This window comes from Listeria sp. ILCC796 (assembly GCF_900186175.1).
Taxonomy (GTDB): Bacteria; Bacillota; Bacilli; order Lactobacillales; family Listeriaceae; genus Listeria; species Listeria goaensis.
On record NZ_FYBV01000012.1, the window covers coordinates 75,193 to 93,048 of the forward strand.

At 39.1% G+C, this 17,856-nt stretch carries 18 protein-coding genes and 1 tRNA gene; 12 read left to right on the plus strand and 7 right to left on the minus strand.

Annotated features, from left to right (window positions below; genetic code table 11):
- Positions 1-38 precede the first annotated feature (38 nt).
- From CFS04_RS11835 to CFS04_RS13065, 9 genes are all read left to right on the plus strand, one after another.
- Complete coding sequence (locus CFS04_RS11835) at positions 39-998, plus strand: LacI family DNA-binding transcriptional regulator (protein ID WP_088810894.1); 960 nt, start codon at positions 39-41, stop codon at positions 996-998.
- Between the two features lie 138 nt (positions 999-1,136).
- Positions 1,137-2,252 carry a DEAD/DEAH box helicase gene (locus tag CFS04_RS11840; RefSeq protein ID WP_088810895.1) on the plus strand — a complete coding sequence of 372 codons (1,116 nt, stop codon included), beginning with the start codon at positions 1,137-1,139 and terminating at the stop codon, positions 2,250-2,252.
- Positions 2,253-2,332: 80 nt separating this feature from the next.
- On the plus strand, positions 2,333-5,011 hold the full coding sequence (locus CFS04_RS11845) for a sigma 54-interacting transcriptional regulator (RefSeq protein WP_088810896.1): 2,679 nt from the start codon (positions 2,333-2,335) through the stop codon (positions 5,009-5,011).
- Between the two features lie 149 nt (positions 5,012-5,160).
- A complete protein-coding gene (locus CFS04_RS11850) occupies positions 5,161-5,475 on the plus strand; it encodes a PTS sugar transporter subunit IIB (RefSeq protein WP_088810897.1) in 315 nt (104 codons plus the stop codon).
- 19 nt (positions 5,476-5,494) lie between these two features.
- Positions 5,495-5,797, plus strand: a complete 303-nt coding sequence (locus CFS04_RS11855; protein WP_088810898.1) for a PTS lactose/cellobiose transporter subunit IIA — start codon at positions 5,495-5,497, stop codon at positions 5,795-5,797.
- Positions 5,798-5,818: 21 nt separating this feature from the next.
- Positions 5,819-6,901 (plus strand): DUF871 domain-containing protein, encoded by a 1,083-nt coding sequence (locus CFS04_RS11860; RefSeq protein ID WP_088810899.1) that lies wholly within the window; start codon positions 5,819-5,821, stop codon positions 6,899-6,901.
- A 378-nt stretch (positions 6,902-7,279) separates the two neighbouring features.
- Entirely contained in the window at positions 7,280-8,872 is a 1,593-nt protein-coding gene (locus CFS04_RS11865; protein ID WP_088810900.1) for a hypothetical protein, read from the plus strand.
- Between the two features lie 11 nt (positions 8,873-8,883).
- The gene (locus CFS04_RS11870) at positions 8,884-9,633 is read left to right on the plus strand and encodes a hypothetical protein (RefSeq protein ID WP_088810901.1); all 750 of its coding nucleotides are present in this window, start codon (positions 8,884-8,886) and stop codon (positions 9,631-9,633) included.
- A 175-nt stretch (positions 9,634-9,808) separates the two neighbouring features.
- Positions 9,809-10,018: a hypothetical protein gene (locus CFS04_RS13065; RefSeq protein WP_205408914.1), complete on the plus strand. Its 210-nt coding sequence runs from the start codon at positions 9,809-9,811 to the stop codon at positions 10,016-10,018.
- A 296-nt stretch (positions 10,019-10,314) separates the two neighbouring features.
- Here CFS04_RS13065 and CFS04_RS11880 read toward each other — a convergent pair.
- From CFS04_RS11880 to CFS04_RS11900, 5 genes are all read right to left on the minus strand, one after another.
- A tRNA-Arg gene (locus tag CFS04_RS11880) sits at positions 10,315-10,388 on the minus strand.
- 201 nt (positions 10,389-10,589) lie between these two features.
- Positions 10,590-11,597 carry a rod-share determining protein MreBH gene (gene mreBH / locus CFS04_RS11885; RefSeq protein ID WP_088810902.1) on the minus strand — a complete coding sequence of 336 codons (1,008 nt, stop codon included), beginning with the start codon at positions 11,595-11,597 and terminating at the stop codon, positions 10,590-10,592.
- A 217-nt stretch (positions 11,598-11,814) separates the two neighbouring features.
- Entirely contained in the window at positions 11,815-13,068 is a 1,254-nt protein-coding gene (locus CFS04_RS11890; protein WP_088810903.1) for an MFS transporter, read from the minus strand.
- Between the two features lie 97 nt (positions 13,069-13,165).
- Positions 13,166-14,398 (minus strand): aminopeptidase, encoded by a 1,233-nt coding sequence (locus tag CFS04_RS11895; protein WP_088810904.1) that lies wholly within the window; start codon positions 14,396-14,398, stop codon positions 13,166-13,168.
- Between the two features lie 112 nt (positions 14,399-14,510).
- Positions 14,511-14,750 (minus strand): lipopolysaccharide assembly LapA domain-containing protein, encoded by a 240-nt coding sequence (locus CFS04_RS11900; RefSeq protein ID WP_088810905.1) that lies wholly within the window; start codon positions 14,748-14,750, stop codon positions 14,511-14,513.
- 153 nt (positions 14,751-14,903) lie between these two features.
- Here CFS04_RS11900 and CFS04_RS11905 point away from each other — a divergent pair, with 153 nt between their 5' ends.
- Positions 14,904-15,272 carry a hypothetical protein gene (locus CFS04_RS11905; RefSeq protein ID WP_088810906.1) on the plus strand — a complete coding sequence of 123 codons (369 nt, stop codon included), beginning with the start codon at positions 14,904-14,906 and terminating at the stop codon, positions 15,270-15,272.
- A 61-nt stretch (positions 15,273-15,333) separates the two neighbouring features.
- Here CFS04_RS11905 and CFS04_RS11910 read toward each other — a convergent pair whose 3' ends face one another.
- Positions 15,334-15,780, minus strand: coding sequence for a flavodoxin (locus tag CFS04_RS11910; protein WP_088810907.1), 447 nt, complete (start codon positions 15,778-15,780; stop codon positions 15,334-15,336).
- 203 nt (positions 15,781-15,983) lie between these two features.
- Between CFS04_RS11910 and map the strand changes: the two genes are divergently transcribed.
- A complete protein-coding gene (map, locus tag CFS04_RS11915; protein ID WP_088810935.1) occupies positions 15,984-16,742 on the plus strand; it encodes a type I methionyl aminopeptidase in 759 nt (252 codons plus the stop codon).
- Between the two features lie 53 nt (positions 16,743-16,795).
- A complete protein-coding gene (locus CFS04_RS11920; RefSeq protein WP_088810908.1) occupies positions 16,796-17,605 on the plus strand; it encodes an aminoglycoside N(3)-acetyltransferase in 810 nt (269 codons plus the stop codon).
- Here the strand turns inward: CFS04_RS11920 and CFS04_RS11925 are convergent.
- A complete protein-coding gene (locus CFS04_RS11925) occupies positions 17,585-17,806 on the minus strand; it encodes a DUF1128 family protein (protein WP_088810909.1) in 222 nt (73 codons plus the stop codon). The two genes, CFS04_RS11920 and CFS04_RS11925, sit on opposite strands and share 21 nt — an antisense overlap.
- Positions 17,807-17,856 lie beyond the last annotated feature (50 nt).

A 17,856-nucleotide genomic window follows, 5' to 3' on the forward strand; every position in this document is an offset into this window, starting at 1 on the left:
GTATAATATAATAAAATAGCGAAAAGGAAGCGATTTATTTGGTAGGAATTAAAGATATTGCAAAACAAGCTGGCGTTTCCATATCCACCGTTTCCTATGCGCTTAACGGAAGTTCGAAGGTGACGGAGAAGACACGGAAACGCATTCTAGCCATTGCGAATGAGCTAAACTATGTTCCAAACATGGCCGCACGCACTTTGAAAACACGCGAAACAAAAATTATCGGCGCCTATTTGGCGAACTACGGCGGCGCTTTTTACGGACCACTTCTTGATGGACTCACGGAAACGCTGCGCAAATTAGATTATGAACTTATTGCCCTCAGCGGGGAAAAATCGCAGCGTTTTTTACCGGAAAAAATGATTGACGGTGCCATCATATTGGATGCTACGTTTAAAACGGAAGATATTTTAAAATACGCTGATCGCGGCCACAAAATGGTTGTGCTTGACCGCGAACTGACGCACCCTAACATCCGCCAAGTCTTGCTAGATAACAAAGGAGGCGCCACTCTCGCTGTCGATTTCCTAAAAGAAGGGTTTAGCGGCGACTTTTATGTCATCAAAGGACCAAAAGATTCGTTCGACGGCAACGTCCGTTTTGACACCGCTCTCACGGAACTGGCGCGTTTTGATAGCGAAAAAGTCCACGTCATCGAAGGCGATTTTGAAGAAGCTTCTGGTGAGCTTGCCGCCGCCCAAATTGTTCGCGAATGGAAGCATCCCGTTTCGGTGCTTTCGCTAAACGACAACATGGCGATAGGAATGTACCGCTATTTCGCGAAACAAAATTTTGTCATTGGCCGCGATGTTCGCATTATCGGCTTCGATAACCGCGATGTCGGCGCCTATCTAAACCCGCGCCTAGCGACCATCGACTATTCCAAGTACAAATGGGGCGCTGTCGCCGCTGAAAAGCTCGTGAAATTGCTGCAACAAGAAGAAACTGAAAACGAAATCATTTACACGTCGCTCATTCGAGGCGGCTCAGTCGGGTAAATTAAGGTGACAAGCAAAACGTACAGCACGAAATCAGATTGCAATTTGTCATCACTCTAGGGTAAAGCCATATGGTTTTACCTTTTTTTTTATGATATGATGAGCTTACTTAATGAATGAAAAAAGAGGAGATTTAATATGCAAAAAATTTGGCAGGAAAAATGGTTGGAACATGCATACGGTGAACCGACAGATATTCAAAACGCAATTTATGAGCCGCTTCAAAACGGGGACGATGTGATTGCGATTTCTCCGACCGGGACCGGAAAAACGGTTGCCTACACGCTACCAATTCTCGAAAAAATAGAAGCAAAACCACATACGCAGTGGCTCGTTTTGGCCCCAAGCCATGAACTTGTCATGCAAATTTCAGATACCATTAAAACGTGGGTGAAAGACGGTATCACTGTGCTCCCGATTATCGGCGGGGCGAACGTCAAACGTCAAATTGAAAAACTAAAAAAGAAACCGCAAATCATTGTGGCATCGCCTGGGCGCGCACTCGAACTCATCAAGCTAAAGAAAATTAAGATGCATGAAGTCAAGACGATTACGCTTGATGAGGCCGACCAATTGCTGCTGGCAGAAAATTTTAAAGCGACCATGGAGATTTTAGCTAGTAGTATGCGCGACAGACAACTGGTCCTCGTTTCGGCAACGAAACTAGATGATTCCGAACAATTTTTTAGACAAACCGAAAAAAAACCACTGTTCATTGAAGCGACACCAGTTGAGCGTGCGAATGAGAATGTGACCCACCTTTATATGGAAGTCGAAAATCGTGATAAGGCCACGCTCATACGCAGACTCGAACACGTTCCGGGCATGCGCGCGCTTGTATTTGTTCGCGATAAACCGAGAATGGATATTCTGTTAGAAAAACTCGCGTATGACGGGGTGAAGGCAGCTGGAATTCATGGCGACATACGCCGAGATGTGCGTAAAAAAACATTGCAAGCCTTCAAAAAAGCGGAATTAAATTTCCTTATCGTGACCGACGTCGCAGCCCGCGGCCTAGACATCCCAGATCTCCCGTACGTCATTCATTATGATCTTCCGAAAACAGAAAAAGAATATGTGCATCGTTCGGGACGAACAGGTCGAATGGGAAAAGCCGGAACGGTTATTAGTTTCGTCAATGAAAGAGAAACAAGAACGCTCAAGCAATATTTAACAGGCATAAATCAAACGGGAGAGCTTGTTCGTTTCTATAAAGGAAAACTTATGTCTGGTGCAGCACCGAAGAAAAAGTAAACGTCTTTTTTAACAACTTGAAAGGCGCTTACAAAAACGAGTATAATAAAGATGAATGAGTTTTTAAAGGAGCGAAGGGCATGTCGAGTAGAAAAGATGAAGTATTACAACACTTAAATGCGATGAATCAAAAAGTTTCAGCTGGAGATGTAGCAAATGCGCTAGGTATGGACCGGGCTAACGCCAGCAGGTACTTGAATGACCTATTTAAAGAAAACAAAATTGAAAAACTACCTGGGAAACCAGTTTTTTATCAAGCTTTAAAGATAGAAAGTGAAGTTGATGCTACCTCGAATGAAACAAGCGCTTTTGATCGTTTAATTGGTTCTAGTGACAGTTTAAAGGTTAGTATTCAACAAGCTAAAGCAGCGATTCTATATCCACCGCACGGTCTTCATACGCTTATTTTAGGGAAAACGGGTACTGGGAAATCGCTTTTTGCGGAATGTATGTATCATTTTGCGAAAGAGTCTACCATGATTTCGAAAACCGCTCCATTTGTATCGTTTAACTGCGCTGACTACGCACAAAATCCGCAGCTTTTATTTGGTCAAATTTTTGGCGTTATAAAAGGCGCATATACAGGCGCAGAGGAAACACGTTCGGGTTTGTTAGCAAAAGCAGATGGAGGTGTTCTCTTCCTAGATGAAATTCATCGCTTGCCGCCAGAAGGTCAGGAAATGCTCTTTACTTTTATCGATAAGGGGGAGTATCGTCCGCTTGGTGAAAGTTCAAAAGTGCATACCGCACAGGTGCAAATTATTGGAGCGACAACGGAATCGCCAGATAATTTTCTCCTTGAAACGTTTACTAGACGGATTCCGATGACGATTACGCTACCGGCACTTTCAGAACGCAATTTGGAAGAGCGCTATCAATTGATTGAATTTTTCTTGAAGCAGGAAGCGCGCCGGTTAAACCAGCCGATTCGCGTACATCGCCAAGCTCTAATCGCCTTTTTACTTTATCATGCAAGCGCCAATGTGGGACAATTGCAACGTGACTTAAAATTGGCGTGTGCGAAAGCGTTCTTACATTATAAAACGAAGGCGACAAACTACATTTTAATCGAACAGGACGATTTGCCCATCCATGTTCAAAAAGGTCTACTGCACATGAAAGACGAGCCTGAAAAGCTTAATCGCCTTATTGACGTGAATAAAACGATTTTTAAATTTGCCGATTCGAGCGAGGAAAGTGCGGCCAAATATACGAACGTAAATGATGTCTACCAAGCCATTCAAGATCGTGCTGACGAATTGATTAAAGAGGGGAAAAATCAGACAGAGCTCGAAGCTGCACTTTATGTGGACGTGGACCAATATTTCCACGATTATATGGTGCAACTTCCGACGCAACAAACGGCGAAGGAAATCATTGTCCCAGAAATTTGGCGGCTTACGGAGCGCGTATATGAAGTGGCGACAAACCGCCTAGAACGGCAGTATAATGACAAGATGCGCTTTGCTTTTGCACTTCATTTACAAAGCACAATTGAACGGATTCGCGAACAAAAACATATTATTCACCCCGATTTAAACAATGTTCGCAAAAAATATCCGAAGGAGTTCCAAGTTGCTATTGATATTTCTTCTTTAATTGAGCAGGAACTAGGCATTGAAATCCCATTTGATGAAATTGGCTTCTTAACGATGTTTTTAACAGCAGAAGTGGTTGAATCGATGTTTGTGAGTGAAGCGCAAGTGGAAGTTTTAGTCCTCATGCATGGCCGCTCGACTGCAACGAGCATGGTGGAAACGGTGCAGGAACTTTTAAGCATTGAAAGTGGTACGGCAATCGACATGCCGCTTTCGATGGAAGTGAAGACGATGTATGAAAAAGTTAAAAAACTGGTCGTCAAGTTAGATCCACAAAAAGGTGTGCTAATTCTTTCAGATATGGGCTCGCTCGCTTCGTTTGGGAACATGCTGACAGAAGAGCTCGGTATTCGGACGAAAACGGTGACTATGGCTAGCACGCCGGTTGTGCTTGAGGCAATTCGAAAGGCTTCGCTTGGCAGGGGACTTGAAGACATCTACCAAAGTTGTCAGCAATTGTTTGAAAACAAATATAAAGCACAAATTTTACGGGCGAAACCTGCTAAAAATGTTGTTATTTTTACTTGCTTCACTGGAGAAGGCGTTGCCGAACAGCTTCGGGCTCGTGTGGAACCGCTTATTGACCAAACGAAAGTGGAAATTATTGTTCTGCAATTTCTGCACAAAGAGGCGTTTCGTGAGCGCATTGATCAGTTGATGGAGGAATACAATATTTTAGCAATTATGGGTTCTGTTGAATTCCAGTATCGTGATATTCCATTTTTCAGTGCGCTTGAAGTCTTTTCAGATGGCGGCATCGACATTATCAAACGAATTTTAAATGACGAAGTACCTTATGAAAAATTAATTGCTTCTTTAAACGGAAATTTAACAGCTGTCGAGTCAGCGGAAGAGCTAGTTTATTTCTTGCGGAAAATCATTTCCGAGTTGCAAATTCAACTTAACTTAATTTTAGAACCGGGCGTTGACATCGGCATGATTTTACATTTAGCATTCCTAATTGAACGCATGCGCCTGGGTGCTGTTGACCGTGAGTTCCCAGATTTTAATGAGTTTGCGAAAAATCATTTAGTTGAGATGCAAGTCACCCAGCAAATGATGGAAAATGTGGAGCGCGAGTATAATATTACAGTGCCGCAATCCGAAATTGCTTATCTCACGCAAATGATGCTCGCGAATCGAATTGGTGCGGCAGACTAAAATATGTAGAAGTGTGTAGAAAGCTACACACTTCTACTGATTTTGTGTAAAAGAAAAAGAGGATACAGCAGGCATTTGAAAATAACGAAGTTGGCATGAAACTTGCATTCTAATAGTTTGTTGCTAAATTTCGATTTCGGAGGGTCAAAATGAAAAAAATTATGCTCATTTGTTCGGCAGGAATGTCAAGTAGCCTACTTGTAAAAAGAATGACTGAGGTAAGCTCTGAACGCGGGATTGAAACGGAAGTACTCGCTGTTGCTGAGGCTGATGTTCATAAACATATCCAGAATACGGACGCCGTTTTACTCGCACCGCAAGTTCGTTTTTTAGCTAAAAATTTAAGGAAAAAATTAGATCCACTTGGAATACCGGTTGAGATTATTGACAGCATAGACTTTGGCACCATGGATGGAAACAAAGTATTAGATCAAGCATTTCGAATGATGCAAGCGGATAATTAAAGAAAAGGACGTGTATAAAATGGAATTAGAACAAACTATTATGGGACTTATCGTTTTTGGAGGCAACGCAAAAAGCGATGCTATGCTCGCTATTGATGCAGCAAAAAAAGGTGATTTTGAAAAAGCCGACGAACAAATCAAATTAGCGGAGGAAGCTTTACTCGAAGCACATCATTCGCAAACGGCTTTAATCCAAGGAGAAGCTCGTGGTGAAAAAACAGAAGTGTCGCTTTTACTTGTGCATGCACAAGACCACTTGATGAATGCCATCACGTTTAAAGATTTAGCGAAAGAAATTGTTGAACTATATCGCACGAAATAAGAGAAGAGAGGGTTTTTGACTATGAGAAAATTAGGTATTTCGGTTTTCCCGCAACATGTTGCCTTAGAAGAATCACTACAATATATTGAAACTGCTGCAAAATATGGCTTCAGTCGTATTTTTACATGTTTAATTTCGGCAAACGATAAAGAAGAATTCGCGAAACTCGAAACGATTTGTAAACGCGCGAATGAGCTCGGTTATGAAGTTATTGCCGACGTTGATCCGACTGTTTTTGAATCGCTTAATGTTACTTATCAAGAACTTGACCGTTTTAAAGAAATCGGCTTATCTGGTTTACGCCTTGATTTAGGTTTTTCGGGCGCGGAAGAAGCGGCAATGAGCTTTGATGACAACGATTTAATGATTGAATTAAACATTAGTAACGGCACACGTTATGTTGAAAATATTTTATCTTATAAAGCAAATGTGGCAAACATTATCGGTTGCCATAACTTTTATCCAAGACGCTACACGGCGCTTTCACGCGAGCACTTCTTACGTACGAGCAAGCAATTTAAAGATTTAAACTTAAGAACGGCTGCTTTTGTTTCTTCAAACAGCGGCGAATATGGTCCGTGGTTCGTTGTAGACGGGGGACTTCCAACGCTTGAGGAACATCGCGGCGTGGATATTACTGTTCAAGCGAAAGATTTGTGGAATACCGGTTTAATTGACGATGTTATTGTGGGGAACATGTTCGCATCTGAGGCGGAGCTAAAGGCACTCGGTGAACTGAACCGCAACGAATTACAAATCGCAGTTGAATTTTTACCAGGAACAACTGCTGTTGAAAAAGAAATCGTGTTGACGCAAAAACACTTCAACCGTGGCGACGTTTCCGCTTATGTTATCCGTTCAACGATGACGCGCGTAAACTTTAAAACGCATGATTTCCCAGCTCATGATACGGAAAAACTTGCTTTAGGTGATGTGACAATCGATAACAACGGCTACGAGCGTTACAAAGGCGAAATGCAAATTGCTCTCCGTGATATGGAAAACTCTGGCAACACAAATATCGTGGCCCGTGTCGTTCCAGAAGAATGCTATTTGCTTGAAAATATTCTTCCGTGGCAACATTTTAGATTGGTGGAGAAATAAGATTAAGAAAAAGTGGTCGCGGAAGCGACCATTTTTTAGTAGAATGATTTATACAACCTTAATTGTTTAAAATAAAAGAGTTTAGGACATAAATAAACAAAAATCCAGTGAAATCCATTTCGAAAGATGGGATTATTACTGGATTTTTGTTTACCTATGTTTCTTTTTATAGATGTCCTCGGAGGGAATCGAACCCACGACCTACAGCTTAGGAGTTCTCTATGTATGATTTACTCTCATGATATTATCTCAAAACGAAATACCAAGAAAATAAATAACGAAGATAAATAATTAGTTAAAAAGAAGTAATCACGAATTTTGTTGAGCTATATAACTATTGCAAGTATAATTAAATAAAAATGATGGAGGTGAATAAATGTGGAAATGAGTGATTATATAAATTGGTGGGAGTCGAATAAGGAAACTGGATTAGAAGATGTAAAAGAAACATTTTTAGAACTATTCCCTAAGGCAGATTTCTTACCATCAATTTATCACCCAATTTTATATAAATATCTTAAAAACGACCAAATAAAGCATTGGAATAACGATATATTTTCTTTTTCTAAACATAAAATTGAGGAGCTAGAAAATTGTCTGGGAAAAGATGTTATATTGGCAGCCTTGCAAAGTAACTTCCACTTCCTAGTTTATGCTTATGAATGTATGTTGGATATTGAAGAAAGAATAATGCTCATGAATAGATTTAAGGGCAGTGAGGAACTTAAGGCTAAAATATTCAGCATTAATATATATAATGATTTGTTGAATGCTGGATTTAGTAATGTTTTAAAAATATTTATTGAATTTCAAAGTGTTGTCGAAAAGAAAAATCTTTATCAGAAAACTTTGCGACCTCAAATAGAATGTCTTAATAAAAGAGGTTATTCACAAATAACTGATTTAGCAGATTCAAATATTAGGAATGCAATATCTCATGGTGGTGTAAAAGCCAATGGTTCAAAAATGATATTCTCATATCGTGAAGGTGCGGAACATCTAACACAAGAATCTACAGTATATGAATTTAAAGATTCTTTGCTACAACTCTATGATGGAGTTTCAGCCATAGTATTAAGTTGGATTGGTTATCTATGCGAGGAGAATATAACTTACAATGAGGTGTATCAAAATCCGACAGTTCATGAAGATACTTCGCTATTTTTTGAAAGTCTCTCAATGTCTACCTTATTAACGTCTTGTGACAAAGTATATCAGTTAGACATAAATAATGACACTGGAAAAAGAGAGCACGTAAATATTGAATATACGGGTGTTGATTTAGATATTAACTCACGGGTTTTTCTAGGATTAAATTCAGCAGAAAGAGTATTTCAATTAAGAGGATTGTCTCCGAATGATACTGTCATGGTTTCGTTCCATTCACCGAGAGTTGTTACTTCTTTTTTTACCGTTAAGGGTATTGTGCTTAACGATTTAACAAATGGGACAATAGAATTAGATGAAGCTTGGAAACGTGTGGTTGACGATAAGAACGTGATGATGTTTCCAATTAATGATGAAGATAGAAACGAATTTGAAGATTCGTTTCGTTACTATCCAGACATAGAAACACAAGATTATCGAATAACTGAAATTGAAGATATTAGTCATGAGGATACAAAACGATTTAAGGCTGTTGTGTATCTCAAAAGAGCTAAAAGACTCAACCATGTGAAATCAGCAGTAGCGGAAATTATAAACCAGCTTAAAGTTTTGGAAAACTATGGATTCAGTTCAAATAAAGTAAAACACGGTACTATGGAAGCCGACATTCTTTACATGGTTTTATACAAAAAGGAGTTGCGCCGTGGAAAAGACAGGGCTTTATTTCCTGACAATAATAATTTCATTGCACAAGTTCAGTATGATGTAGAAATGAAATTTTCAATCCGAAATAGTTTTGTAGACCCTCACCTAAAATTAAGACGCGAAAAAAATATAGAGTATAATTGGAATCCGAATTTTTAGGAGGCTATGTCATGGCAATGTATGTATATAAGGATAGTCGAAGAACGATAGAATTTCTTGCAAAAGATGCTTTAAAACAAGATATGGATATACGTTATTATTGTCCAAATCCTAATTGTGATGCACATATGTACCTATGTGGTGTTGATGGATTATCAACTGCTCATTTTAGTGCAAATAGACAAGCGTTTCCTCATATAGAAAAATGTGATTATGGTTCATCTAATGGTTTCAAACCAGATAATTCTGACGAAAATTTATTTGATTTTGAGATGGCACTTGAAGATATGCTGAATCCAACCAACACTACAAAAAAGGACAAACTCTCTAATGCTCACAAGACTGGTGAATCTAATTTGAAACCTTTACGAACTATTCGTCAAATTTATGATATGTGCATAGCCCATTCCTGTACTCAGACATATAACAATAAAGTGATTGGGCAAATGCTTTTAGATGATAGAAGCGAGTATATGTATCCCAAAGGTGTTTTTGGATATAGAATTATTAAATCAAAACCCAAAACAGGTAGGTTTTACAATGCTAACGAAAAAGAAATTCATTTAGTCGTTCCGGGTTCAGAAAAATATGAATTTATTTTGAAAGTTTCAAGTGATGAACTATTTCGCTTTTTTAGAGATATTGTATACAATAATCGAGATAAATTCATAATCGTAGCTGGTGATTGGAAGTCTTCGGGTACATACAATGTTTTTCAAACAAAAGTAACTAGCAAACGGCAAATCAAAATAATAAAATAAATGTTTTTTAGGCAGTGCTATAACGATTATGACTTAGTTATTGCCCTAGACAATGGCAATCCTTTAGAAAGTAGAATCGTTTGTGACAGATTTCAAACACTCTGTGAGCAGAATAACTTTGAGGTAGTAGTATATTCATAGCTTACGTCATTTAAGCCCTGGATATAAGCTGAAAATGACGAATGACGATATTAAATCCGTTCAAGGTGATACAGGTCATGCCGAAGCTGAAATGGTAATGGACGTTTATACTAGAGTGATTGTTGAAGATAGACGGTTGAATGCTGAAAAGCTGGAAGAACAGTTTTATGGTACACTTGAAGAATCAGATCAAAGAACTGCAGAAAAACTCCATCTGAAAATGATGAGTTTCTTAATAACTTGATGAAATTCATGTCTGATGAACAGAGCCGGCAACAGATTCAAGTTATGCTAAGTCTTGCTAACAATTAGTGGGTTGCGATTCCTTGCTAACAAAAAGTGTTAGCAAACAGAGAAAAAGCAAAGAATTTTTAGCTTCAAAAAATGAGAGTTAACAAATTTTCAGCTAACAATTCAAATAAAAATTTATCCATTGTACTTATTAACCAAAAAGAGAATAAATCTGTAATAAATAACATCATGATAGATTACAAAAAAGCCGAAAACCTTATTTTAAAGGCTTTCAGCATTATCTTCTAGCGTCCCCGACTGGAATCGAACCAGCGACGTTTCGCTTAGGAGGCGAACCCTCTATCCTACTGAGGTACGGGGACGTAAGCGTGTATATGGCTAGATATACACTATATTAATAGTTAAATGGCGATTGTTCCAACGCTCGCTTAGGAGGCTGTCGCTCTATCCTACTGAGCTACCAGGACAAAAGCCTAACGAATTAATTTTATCAAACTAAGAGCGACTTTTCAAGGAAATAAAAAGCGCGTGATCCTTATTTTAACAAGGTTCACACGCTTTTTTTATTTTCCAGCTAGCTTATCTAATTTTTCGATATACTCCAGTGATTTTCCTGTGCCAATCGCAACCGATTCCATCGGACTTGGCGCCATATGTACTGGCACATCAATTTGTTTTACAAGCCATTCTTGTAAGCCTTGAATGAGGGCACCGCCACCAGTTAAAACAATGCCGCGGTCAACAATATCGCCACTTAATTCCGCAGGGCATTTTTCAAGCGTCAGGCGAATTGCTTCCAAAACGCGATTTAATAGTTCAGAAATCGCATGTTGGATTTCATTCGAGGAAATTTCCACCACTTTCGGAAGACCAGTGAGTAAATCGCGTCCGCGAACTTCCATTGTTTTTTCCGCATGCGGGATAGGTGCGTAGCCGAGTTCCATTTTGACGCGTTCAGCTGTGGATTCGCCAATTAAAACGTTATAATTTTTCCGAATGTACGCGATGATTTCTTCATCGATATGATCGCCGCCAGTTCGAATCGAGGTACTAGATACAACCCCTCCATAAGAAATAATCGCAATTTCAGTCGTTCCACCACCAATGTCGACAATGGTGTTCGCCAGTGGCTCGTCAACCGGAAGATCGGCTCCAATTGCGGCGGCTACAGGTTCCTCAATTAGAACGACAGAGCGCGCCCCCATGCTGCTAACCGCATCGGTAATCGCGCGACGTTCAACGGAAGTTGCTCCCGTAGGCGTACAAACGATTACTTTTGGTTTCTTAAAGCCTCCGCCTGCTGCGTTAATCCGTCGCATAATTTCCTGAAGAAGGCCGCTAGTAATATCAAAATCTGCAATAACTCCATCTCGCATTGGCCGTATCGCCACGATAGACGCAGGTGTTTTTCCAATCATATTTTTAGCTTCTGTTCCAATCGCTAAAACTTGTTTCGTGTGTGTGTCTAAAGCTACTACAGAAGGTTCGTTTAAAATGATACCTTTTGATTTGCTGTAGACGAGGATGTTCGCCGTACCTAAATCAATCCCAATTGTTGAACTCCCAAACATTTTAACACCTAACTTTCTTTAACAATAAAATACTCGGCACAAAAGGCCTTATGGAACAGTATAAAGCTTTTTCGCGCGTTAAGCACCAGATTTAGCTTCATGATAAGAAATGTTAATCAGAACCTTTTCTTTTTTTGAAGAAAGTAAATTCACCGTAATCTCTGTAATAAAAAAACATGTCGCGACCATCGTTTAAAATGCGATTGCCGCGACACGTTTAATGATGTGCTTTTTCATATTGAATGTACATAACGTAATAAATCAGTCCACTAATGACCGCCAAACTGGCAATAATCGCAAAAGTATAAAAATACCCAATGAATGTCGCAAGCGTAATGGCAAGTGGAGCAATGACTTTCCCGAGCGTATACCGAAGGCCCGCCGCCGAGAAATACATCGCCCGCTTATCTTCCGGTGCTAGTTTGGAAACGAAATTTTGCTGTATACCTACAGTCATCAGTTCAGCAAAACTAAATAAAATGATAGCGAAAATGGCACCAAGTGCGCCTGTTGAAATGGCAAAACACATAATAGCGATGCCGTATAAGAACGAGGAATTCATAAAGACAAATTTTTCCTTGTAACGTGTCATCCAGCGTGTCATAAACACAGTGAGTAACGCAACACAAAAGCCGTTGATGGAAACGACGACGCCAAATAGTTTTTCGCCGCTAAGCGGGATACCAAACAAGCTTGATGCGCCAATGACTTCTTTAATATAAAGCGGGAATAGAAGGTCAAGTTGCATGAAAGATTGCGAAATAATGACGCCAGCTAAAATGTAGAGGAAAAATATTTTATCTTTGAAAATTAATTGGTAATTTTTAATTTGCTCCATTAAAACGGTTAAAATATTTTTGCTCGCTTGTTCCTTTCTTAAGACTGGGTTTAGCGCGAGCGGCGCCGTTTCATGACCAAATTTTTGCAAAAGAAAAAGAAGAACAATATCAAAAAATGTAATCGCGAGTAGCGTCTGAACGGTGAAGCTGTTAAAGACGACCGCCCCAATAATTGGGCCAATCACAACGGCGATGTTAATCATCATGTAGAAAACCGAATAAACATGGCTACGATGTTCTGGCTTCACAACGTCAGCAATCATCGCCTGGCTCGCCGGCTGATAAAACGCCATAAAAATACTCGCAATCGTGAATCCAAAAAAGCTCAGGTACGGTGAGTCAACAAACGAAAGCGCCCCAATGGCAAAGATTAAAAAACCAATTCCTTCACCAACAACGGAAATGCTCATCATCCGTTTTCGTCCGTAAACATCAGCGAAATAGCCACCGAGTAACGCAGTAATAACGGCCAAAAGTTGCGAAACAATCAGGAGCAAGCTCGTTGTTTGCCGCCCAATCGCTTCTGAAAAATATAAAGTCAAAAAAGGGAACACCGTCCAAAAAGAAATATCAAGCAGTGCCTCCCCAAAAAGGCGCACTTTTAAATTAATATCCCATGTAGAAAATCTCATCATATACCTTCTTTCTCTGTTTAAAATAAAAGAAGCCCCTCCCGAAATTGCAAGCAGGAGGGAGCTTTCACGCGGTATATGTTAAACGCAAAGGATTTTAAAATGCCCAGTCGCCATTACGGAATACAGGAATCGTTTCACCTGATTTCGTGATGCCATCAATGTTCATCTTATCTGAACCAATCATAAAGTCAACATGCGTTAAACTCGTGTTAACACCGCGCGCGTCAAGTTCCTCACGACTCATGTTTTCACCGTTTTTAATGTTAAACGCATAAGCGCTTCCGATTGCTAAATGGTTTGAAGCATTTTCATCAAATAGCGTGTTGTAGAATAAAATACCGCTTTGTGAAATCGGGGACGGATCTGGAACGAGCGCCACTTCGCCTAAATAGTGAGAGCCTTCATCTGTATTCACTAAATCTTGTAAAATATCCTGTCCTTTTTCAGCTTCAACGCCTACAATACGACCATCTTCAAAAGTAAGTTTAAAGTTATCGATAACGTTTCCAGAGTAACTTAACGGTTTTGTACTAGAAACGTAACCTTTCACGCTCGTTTTTTCCGCGCAACAGAAAACTTCTTCCGTCGGCATATTTGCCATAAATTCATGCCCTTTTGCATTATAACTACCAGCACCCACCCAAACGTGGTCTTCCGGTAAACCAATATAAAGGTCAGTTCCCGGAGCTGTGTAATGTAATGTTTTAAATTGTTTTTCGTTTAATTCATTTGCTTTAGCATTTAAAGTAGTATCGTGGTTTTTCCAAGTTTCAACGGGATTATCCGTATTGACGCGCGTTGTTTCAAAAATGGTTTCCCAAAGTGTTGGAACTTGTTTTTCGAGTGGTAAATCAGGAAATACTTTCTCTGCCCAGCCAGCAGAAGCAGCCGCCACAACAGTCCAGCTTACAACATTCGCCATTGAGAGTTCACGGAATTCACTAAGTGCTTCTCCCATTGTTTTTTGGTTAGCAGAAATTTTTTCACTTGCTACGTCTTTAAGTAAATCAGGATTTTCTGATACGATGGAAATAAAACAAGCACCTTCTTTAGCGAGTTCAGTTCGTTCTTTCACGCGATGTTCAGGAGCTGTTTCAAAAACGGACAGCGGGGCGCTGTGATAGCGCTCAAGTGTTACCGCTTCATCATTCCAATTTACAATCACATCTAAAGCACCTGCTTCAAATGCATACTTGGTAATTAAACGCGTAAGAGGCGCCGATTCGATGCTAGAAGCAATCACAACTTTTTGATTTGGCTGAACATTCACACCAACTTTAACGATTAGTTCAGCGTATTTGTTTAACTTTTCATTAAATTTTGTCACAATATATCACACCTATCTTTTTCGATAAGATAATAGTAGCTTAAAATTACTGGGAAAGCAACGATTGAGCAAGAAAAAACCTGCACATTTTTATATTGTACAGGTCAATTCATTATTTTTTTCTAAAATAACTAAAACCAAACATGATTAAAGCACCAATTAATGTGGAAAATAAAATCACGAGAACTAAAGGCATTTCAACATGCATGAAAATGAAGTTTACACGAACCTTTTCGGCATTCACAGCTGCAAAAATAATAATAAAAACAACTAAAATTGCACTAACGATTAGTTTAACAGGAACTGGTTTCTTCGTACTGTTTTTTTTAGGTGTTGCTTGATCATTGGCCATCTCGATTCCTCCTTTTCAATTATCATAAGGAATAATCGGAGAAAAAACAAACGATAAGAATAAATTTGACAATATTTCGAACTTTTTATAAAACGTATTTTTTTTGCATAAAAATTGATATAATGTATTTAAAAAAAAGAAGATGGGGAATTTATGAGAATTTTTATTGCGTTATTGTCATTTACAGTTGCTGTTACGGGTTTTATTTTTCAGATAAATACTCAAAACGTTGTGTTGGTCAATATTTTTAGTGTTTCTGCAGAAGAAATGGGACGATTTGGTTACATATGTTCAAGCCTAATGGTTACGGCAAGTATTTTATACTTAGTGGGGAAAAATAACCGTTATTTTAGCTTAACCGCTGTGGCTACTTGGGGAATGCTTGCATTAGTTGGTTTCTTTATTGAACCAGGTTATCAGTCGATTTTATTTATCCGTCCCATTACATGCGCGCTATGCATCATTTTAGCATTATTCGTATTCATTCCATCATTTAAAAATCAAAATCAAAATCAAGATTAAATAAAAGAACTAAGCCAGTCACTGGCTTAGTTCTTTAATTTTGTAGAAAACTATAATTTTCTTAGCCTAAAAGCACGTCCACATATGTTTTAGCATAAGCTTCTGCACGCTCAACGTCCTCTTCGTCAGGGTCTAAATCTACTTTTAGCCCAGCAACAGGGACTGTCGCACCTTGTTCTTTTAAGCGGGTTTCAACAAGGTCTACTGTTAAGCAGAACTCATCATAAAATGTATCGCCCGACCCGAACGATGCACAAACTTTTCCAGAAAAGTCTACATCAGCCATATCCTCATAAAAATCAACAAATTCATCTGGAAGTTGACCATCGTCATACGTGTAACCACCGATAAGCGCTCCGTCGTAGTCAAGTAAATCTTCCGGTTCAACATTGATACACTCTTCGATTTCAACTTCAATATCGTATTTCTCTAATTCTTCACCTAAGATGTCCGCAATTTCTTGAGTGTTTCCAGTCATACTTGCATAAACAATCATCACTTTTGCCATCTTCTAACCACCATTTTCTAAGAATTTTGTGAACAGCTATTCATAATGTAAAAAAATGGATAGCTTGATAAAGTCTTCACCAATAACTCTATTATAAATGTTCGAAAAAATTGTGCAACCTTTTTTATAGAATACTTTATTTTATGCTAGTAGAAGGTTATAATAAAGAATAGTGGAATTTTTTAGGGAGGATGAAAAACGAAATGATCACACTTAAATCACGCCGCGAAATTGACGAAATGAAACGTGCTGGCGATATTTTAGTTGCAACACACCAAGAAATCGCAAAATTAATTCAACCAGGCATTACAACTTGGGATATTGAAGTGTTTACAGAAAAGTTTTTAAAAAGCCAAGGAGCTACTCCGGAACAAAAAGGCTTTGAAGGATATGAGTATGCGACATGTGCAAGCATTAATGATGAAATTTGCCATGGTTTTCCGCGCAAAACCCCTTTAAAAGAAGGCGATATAGTGACGGTTGATATGGTCGTGAATTATCACGGAGCGCTTGCAGATTCAGCTTGGACTTATGCTGTCGGTGAAGTGAGCGACGAAGTGAAGCACTTAATGGAAGTAACGCGCAAATCACTTTATCTTGGAATTGAACAAGCTCAAGTCGGAAATCGAATTGGCGACATCGGTCATGCCATTCAAACGTATGTCGAAAACGAAAAGTTAAGTGTCGTACGTGATTTCATCGGTCACGGTGTTGGCCCAACATTACATGAAAAACCAGAAGTCCCACATTACGGACAACCCGGTAAAGGACCTCGCTTAAAAGAAGGCATGGTAATTACAATTGAACCAATGGTAAATATTGGTGATTGGCGTGCTAAAATGGACGATAATGGCTGGACAGCTCGAACTGTTGATGGCTCACTTTCTGCGCAATATGAACATACGATTGCGATTACAAAAAATGGTCCAGAAATTTTGACTTATCAAGGTGAAAACGACTAAAGACAAAACTGCAACATACACATGTTGCAGTTTTTTAAGAAAGAAGGGATAAAATGGGGGAGAAGCTTACAATACAAAGAACAAAAGTCCCATTCACTAAAGAACGTTTGCTCACTGAATTTAGAGAAGCCGGCTTAAAAGAAGGGGACACGATTATTTTTCACGCCTCCATGTCACAAGCTGGCTGGATTTGTGGCGGTGCTATTACACTTATTGATGCACTGCAAACGGTTATAACGAAAAGTGGAACGATTGTCATGCCTGCTCAAACAGGAGGCTTGTCCGACCCGGAAAATTGGGAAAACCCTCCAGTACCAAAAGAATGGTGGGAAGAAATCAGAGAAACAATGCCAGTCTTTGATCCAAACCGAACACCGAGCTATAAAATGGGTGTTATCGCAGAAACTTTCCGAGCACTTCCAGAAGTGTCAAGGAGCAATCACCCCTTTTATTCCTTCACAGCTTGGGGGAAACACGCGGCAGAAATCCTCGAAAATCACTCTTTAGAACATGGTTTTGGGGAAAATTCTCCTTTAGGGAAGCTGTATCAAATAACAGGTAGTAAAATCGTTTTGTTCGGTGTTGATAATGATTCAAACACATCGCTTCATTTGGCAGAAGAACGGTCAAACAAAGTCGCAAATAAAATGAATAGAGCGACACTGCTTAAAAACAATGCGCGGGTTATCCAAATGTTTGAAGAAAAGAATTACAACAGCGAAGTGTTCTTAAAAATCGGCGAAGTTTTTGAAAAAGAAAAGGGGAGCCACAAAAAAGAAATTGCGCTCGCCCCGTCTAAAATATTCGATTTAAAAGAATTTGTTGATTTTGCGGAAAACTACTTAAATACGAATGAAGCTTAATTCTTCAGCAAATAATTGCATTTCCCTAGGGCTAATCAATTTTTTGCGGTGAATTAACGTATATAAATCGAGCAATCTATCATAATGAATGTTTTCGAGTTTTAAATTTTCAAATACACCGCTGTTTACCATTTTTAGTTTGGAAGTAATCTCTTTTAACATAAAATCCACATTTTCTTGAGAGGGATTTTCTAAATTCATACGGTTTGGCCCCTTTTTATTCGTAATAAAAAGCATTTTATCATAAAATA

Excerpts from the sequence above, each read along its gene's own strand:
- CFS04_RS11900 (WP_088810905.1), bottom strand. The coding sequence starts at position 14,750 with ATGGCCAATGATCAAGCAACACCTAAAAAAAACAGTACGAAGAAACCA.
- CFS04_RS11870 (WP_088810901.1), top strand. The coding sequence starts at position 8,884 with ATGGCAATGTATGTATATAAGGATAGTCGAAGAACGATAGAATTTCTT.
- CFS04_RS11890 (WP_088810903.1), bottom strand. The coding sequence starts at position 13,068 with ATGAGATTTTCTACATGGGATATTAATTTAAAAGTGCGCCTTTTTGGG.
- CFS04_RS11925 (WP_088810909.1), bottom strand. The coding sequence starts at position 17,806 with ATGAATTTAGAAAATCCCTCTCAAGAAAATGTGGATTTTATGTTAAAA.
- map (WP_088810935.1), top strand. The coding sequence starts at position 15,984 with ATGATCACACTTAAATCACGCCGCGAAATTGACGAAATGAAACGTGCT.
- CFS04_RS11845 (WP_088810896.1), top strand. The coding sequence starts at position 2,333 with ATGTCGAGTAGAAAAGATGAAGTATTACAACACTTAAATGCGATGAAT.
- CFS04_RS13065 (WP_205408914.1), top strand. The coding sequence starts at position 9,809 with ATGACGAATGACGATATTAAATCCGTTCAAGGTGATACAGGTCATGCC.
- CFS04_RS11905 (WP_088810906.1), top strand. The coding sequence starts at position 14,904 with ATGAGAATTTTTATTGCGTTATTGTCATTTACAGTTGCTGTTACGGGT.
- CFS04_RS11860 (WP_088810899.1), top strand. The coding sequence starts at position 5,819 with ATGAGAAAATTAGGTATTTCGGTTTTCCCGCAACATGTTGCCTTAGAA.
- CFS04_RS11855 (WP_088810898.1), top strand. The coding sequence starts at position 5,495 with ATGGAATTAGAACAAACTATTATGGGACTTATCGTTTTTGGAGGCAAC.
- mreBH (WP_088810902.1), bottom strand. The coding sequence starts at position 11,597 with ATGTTTGGGAGTTCAACAATTGGGATTGATTTAGGTACGGCGAACATC.
- CFS04_RS11850 (WP_088810897.1), top strand. The coding sequence starts at position 5,161 with ATGAAAAAAATTATGCTCATTTGTTCGGCAGGAATGTCAAGTAGCCTA.
- CFS04_RS11840 (WP_088810895.1), top strand. The coding sequence starts at position 1,137 with ATGCAAAAAATTTGGCAGGAAAAATGGTTGGAACATGCATACGGTGAA.
- CFS04_RS11910 (WP_088810907.1), bottom strand. The coding sequence starts at position 15,780 with ATGGCAAAAGTGATGATTGTTTATGCAAGTATGACTGGAAACACTCAA.
- CFS04_RS11920 (WP_088810908.1), top strand. The coding sequence starts at position 16,796 with ATGGGGGAGAAGCTTACAATACAAAGAACAAAAGTCCCATTCACTAAA.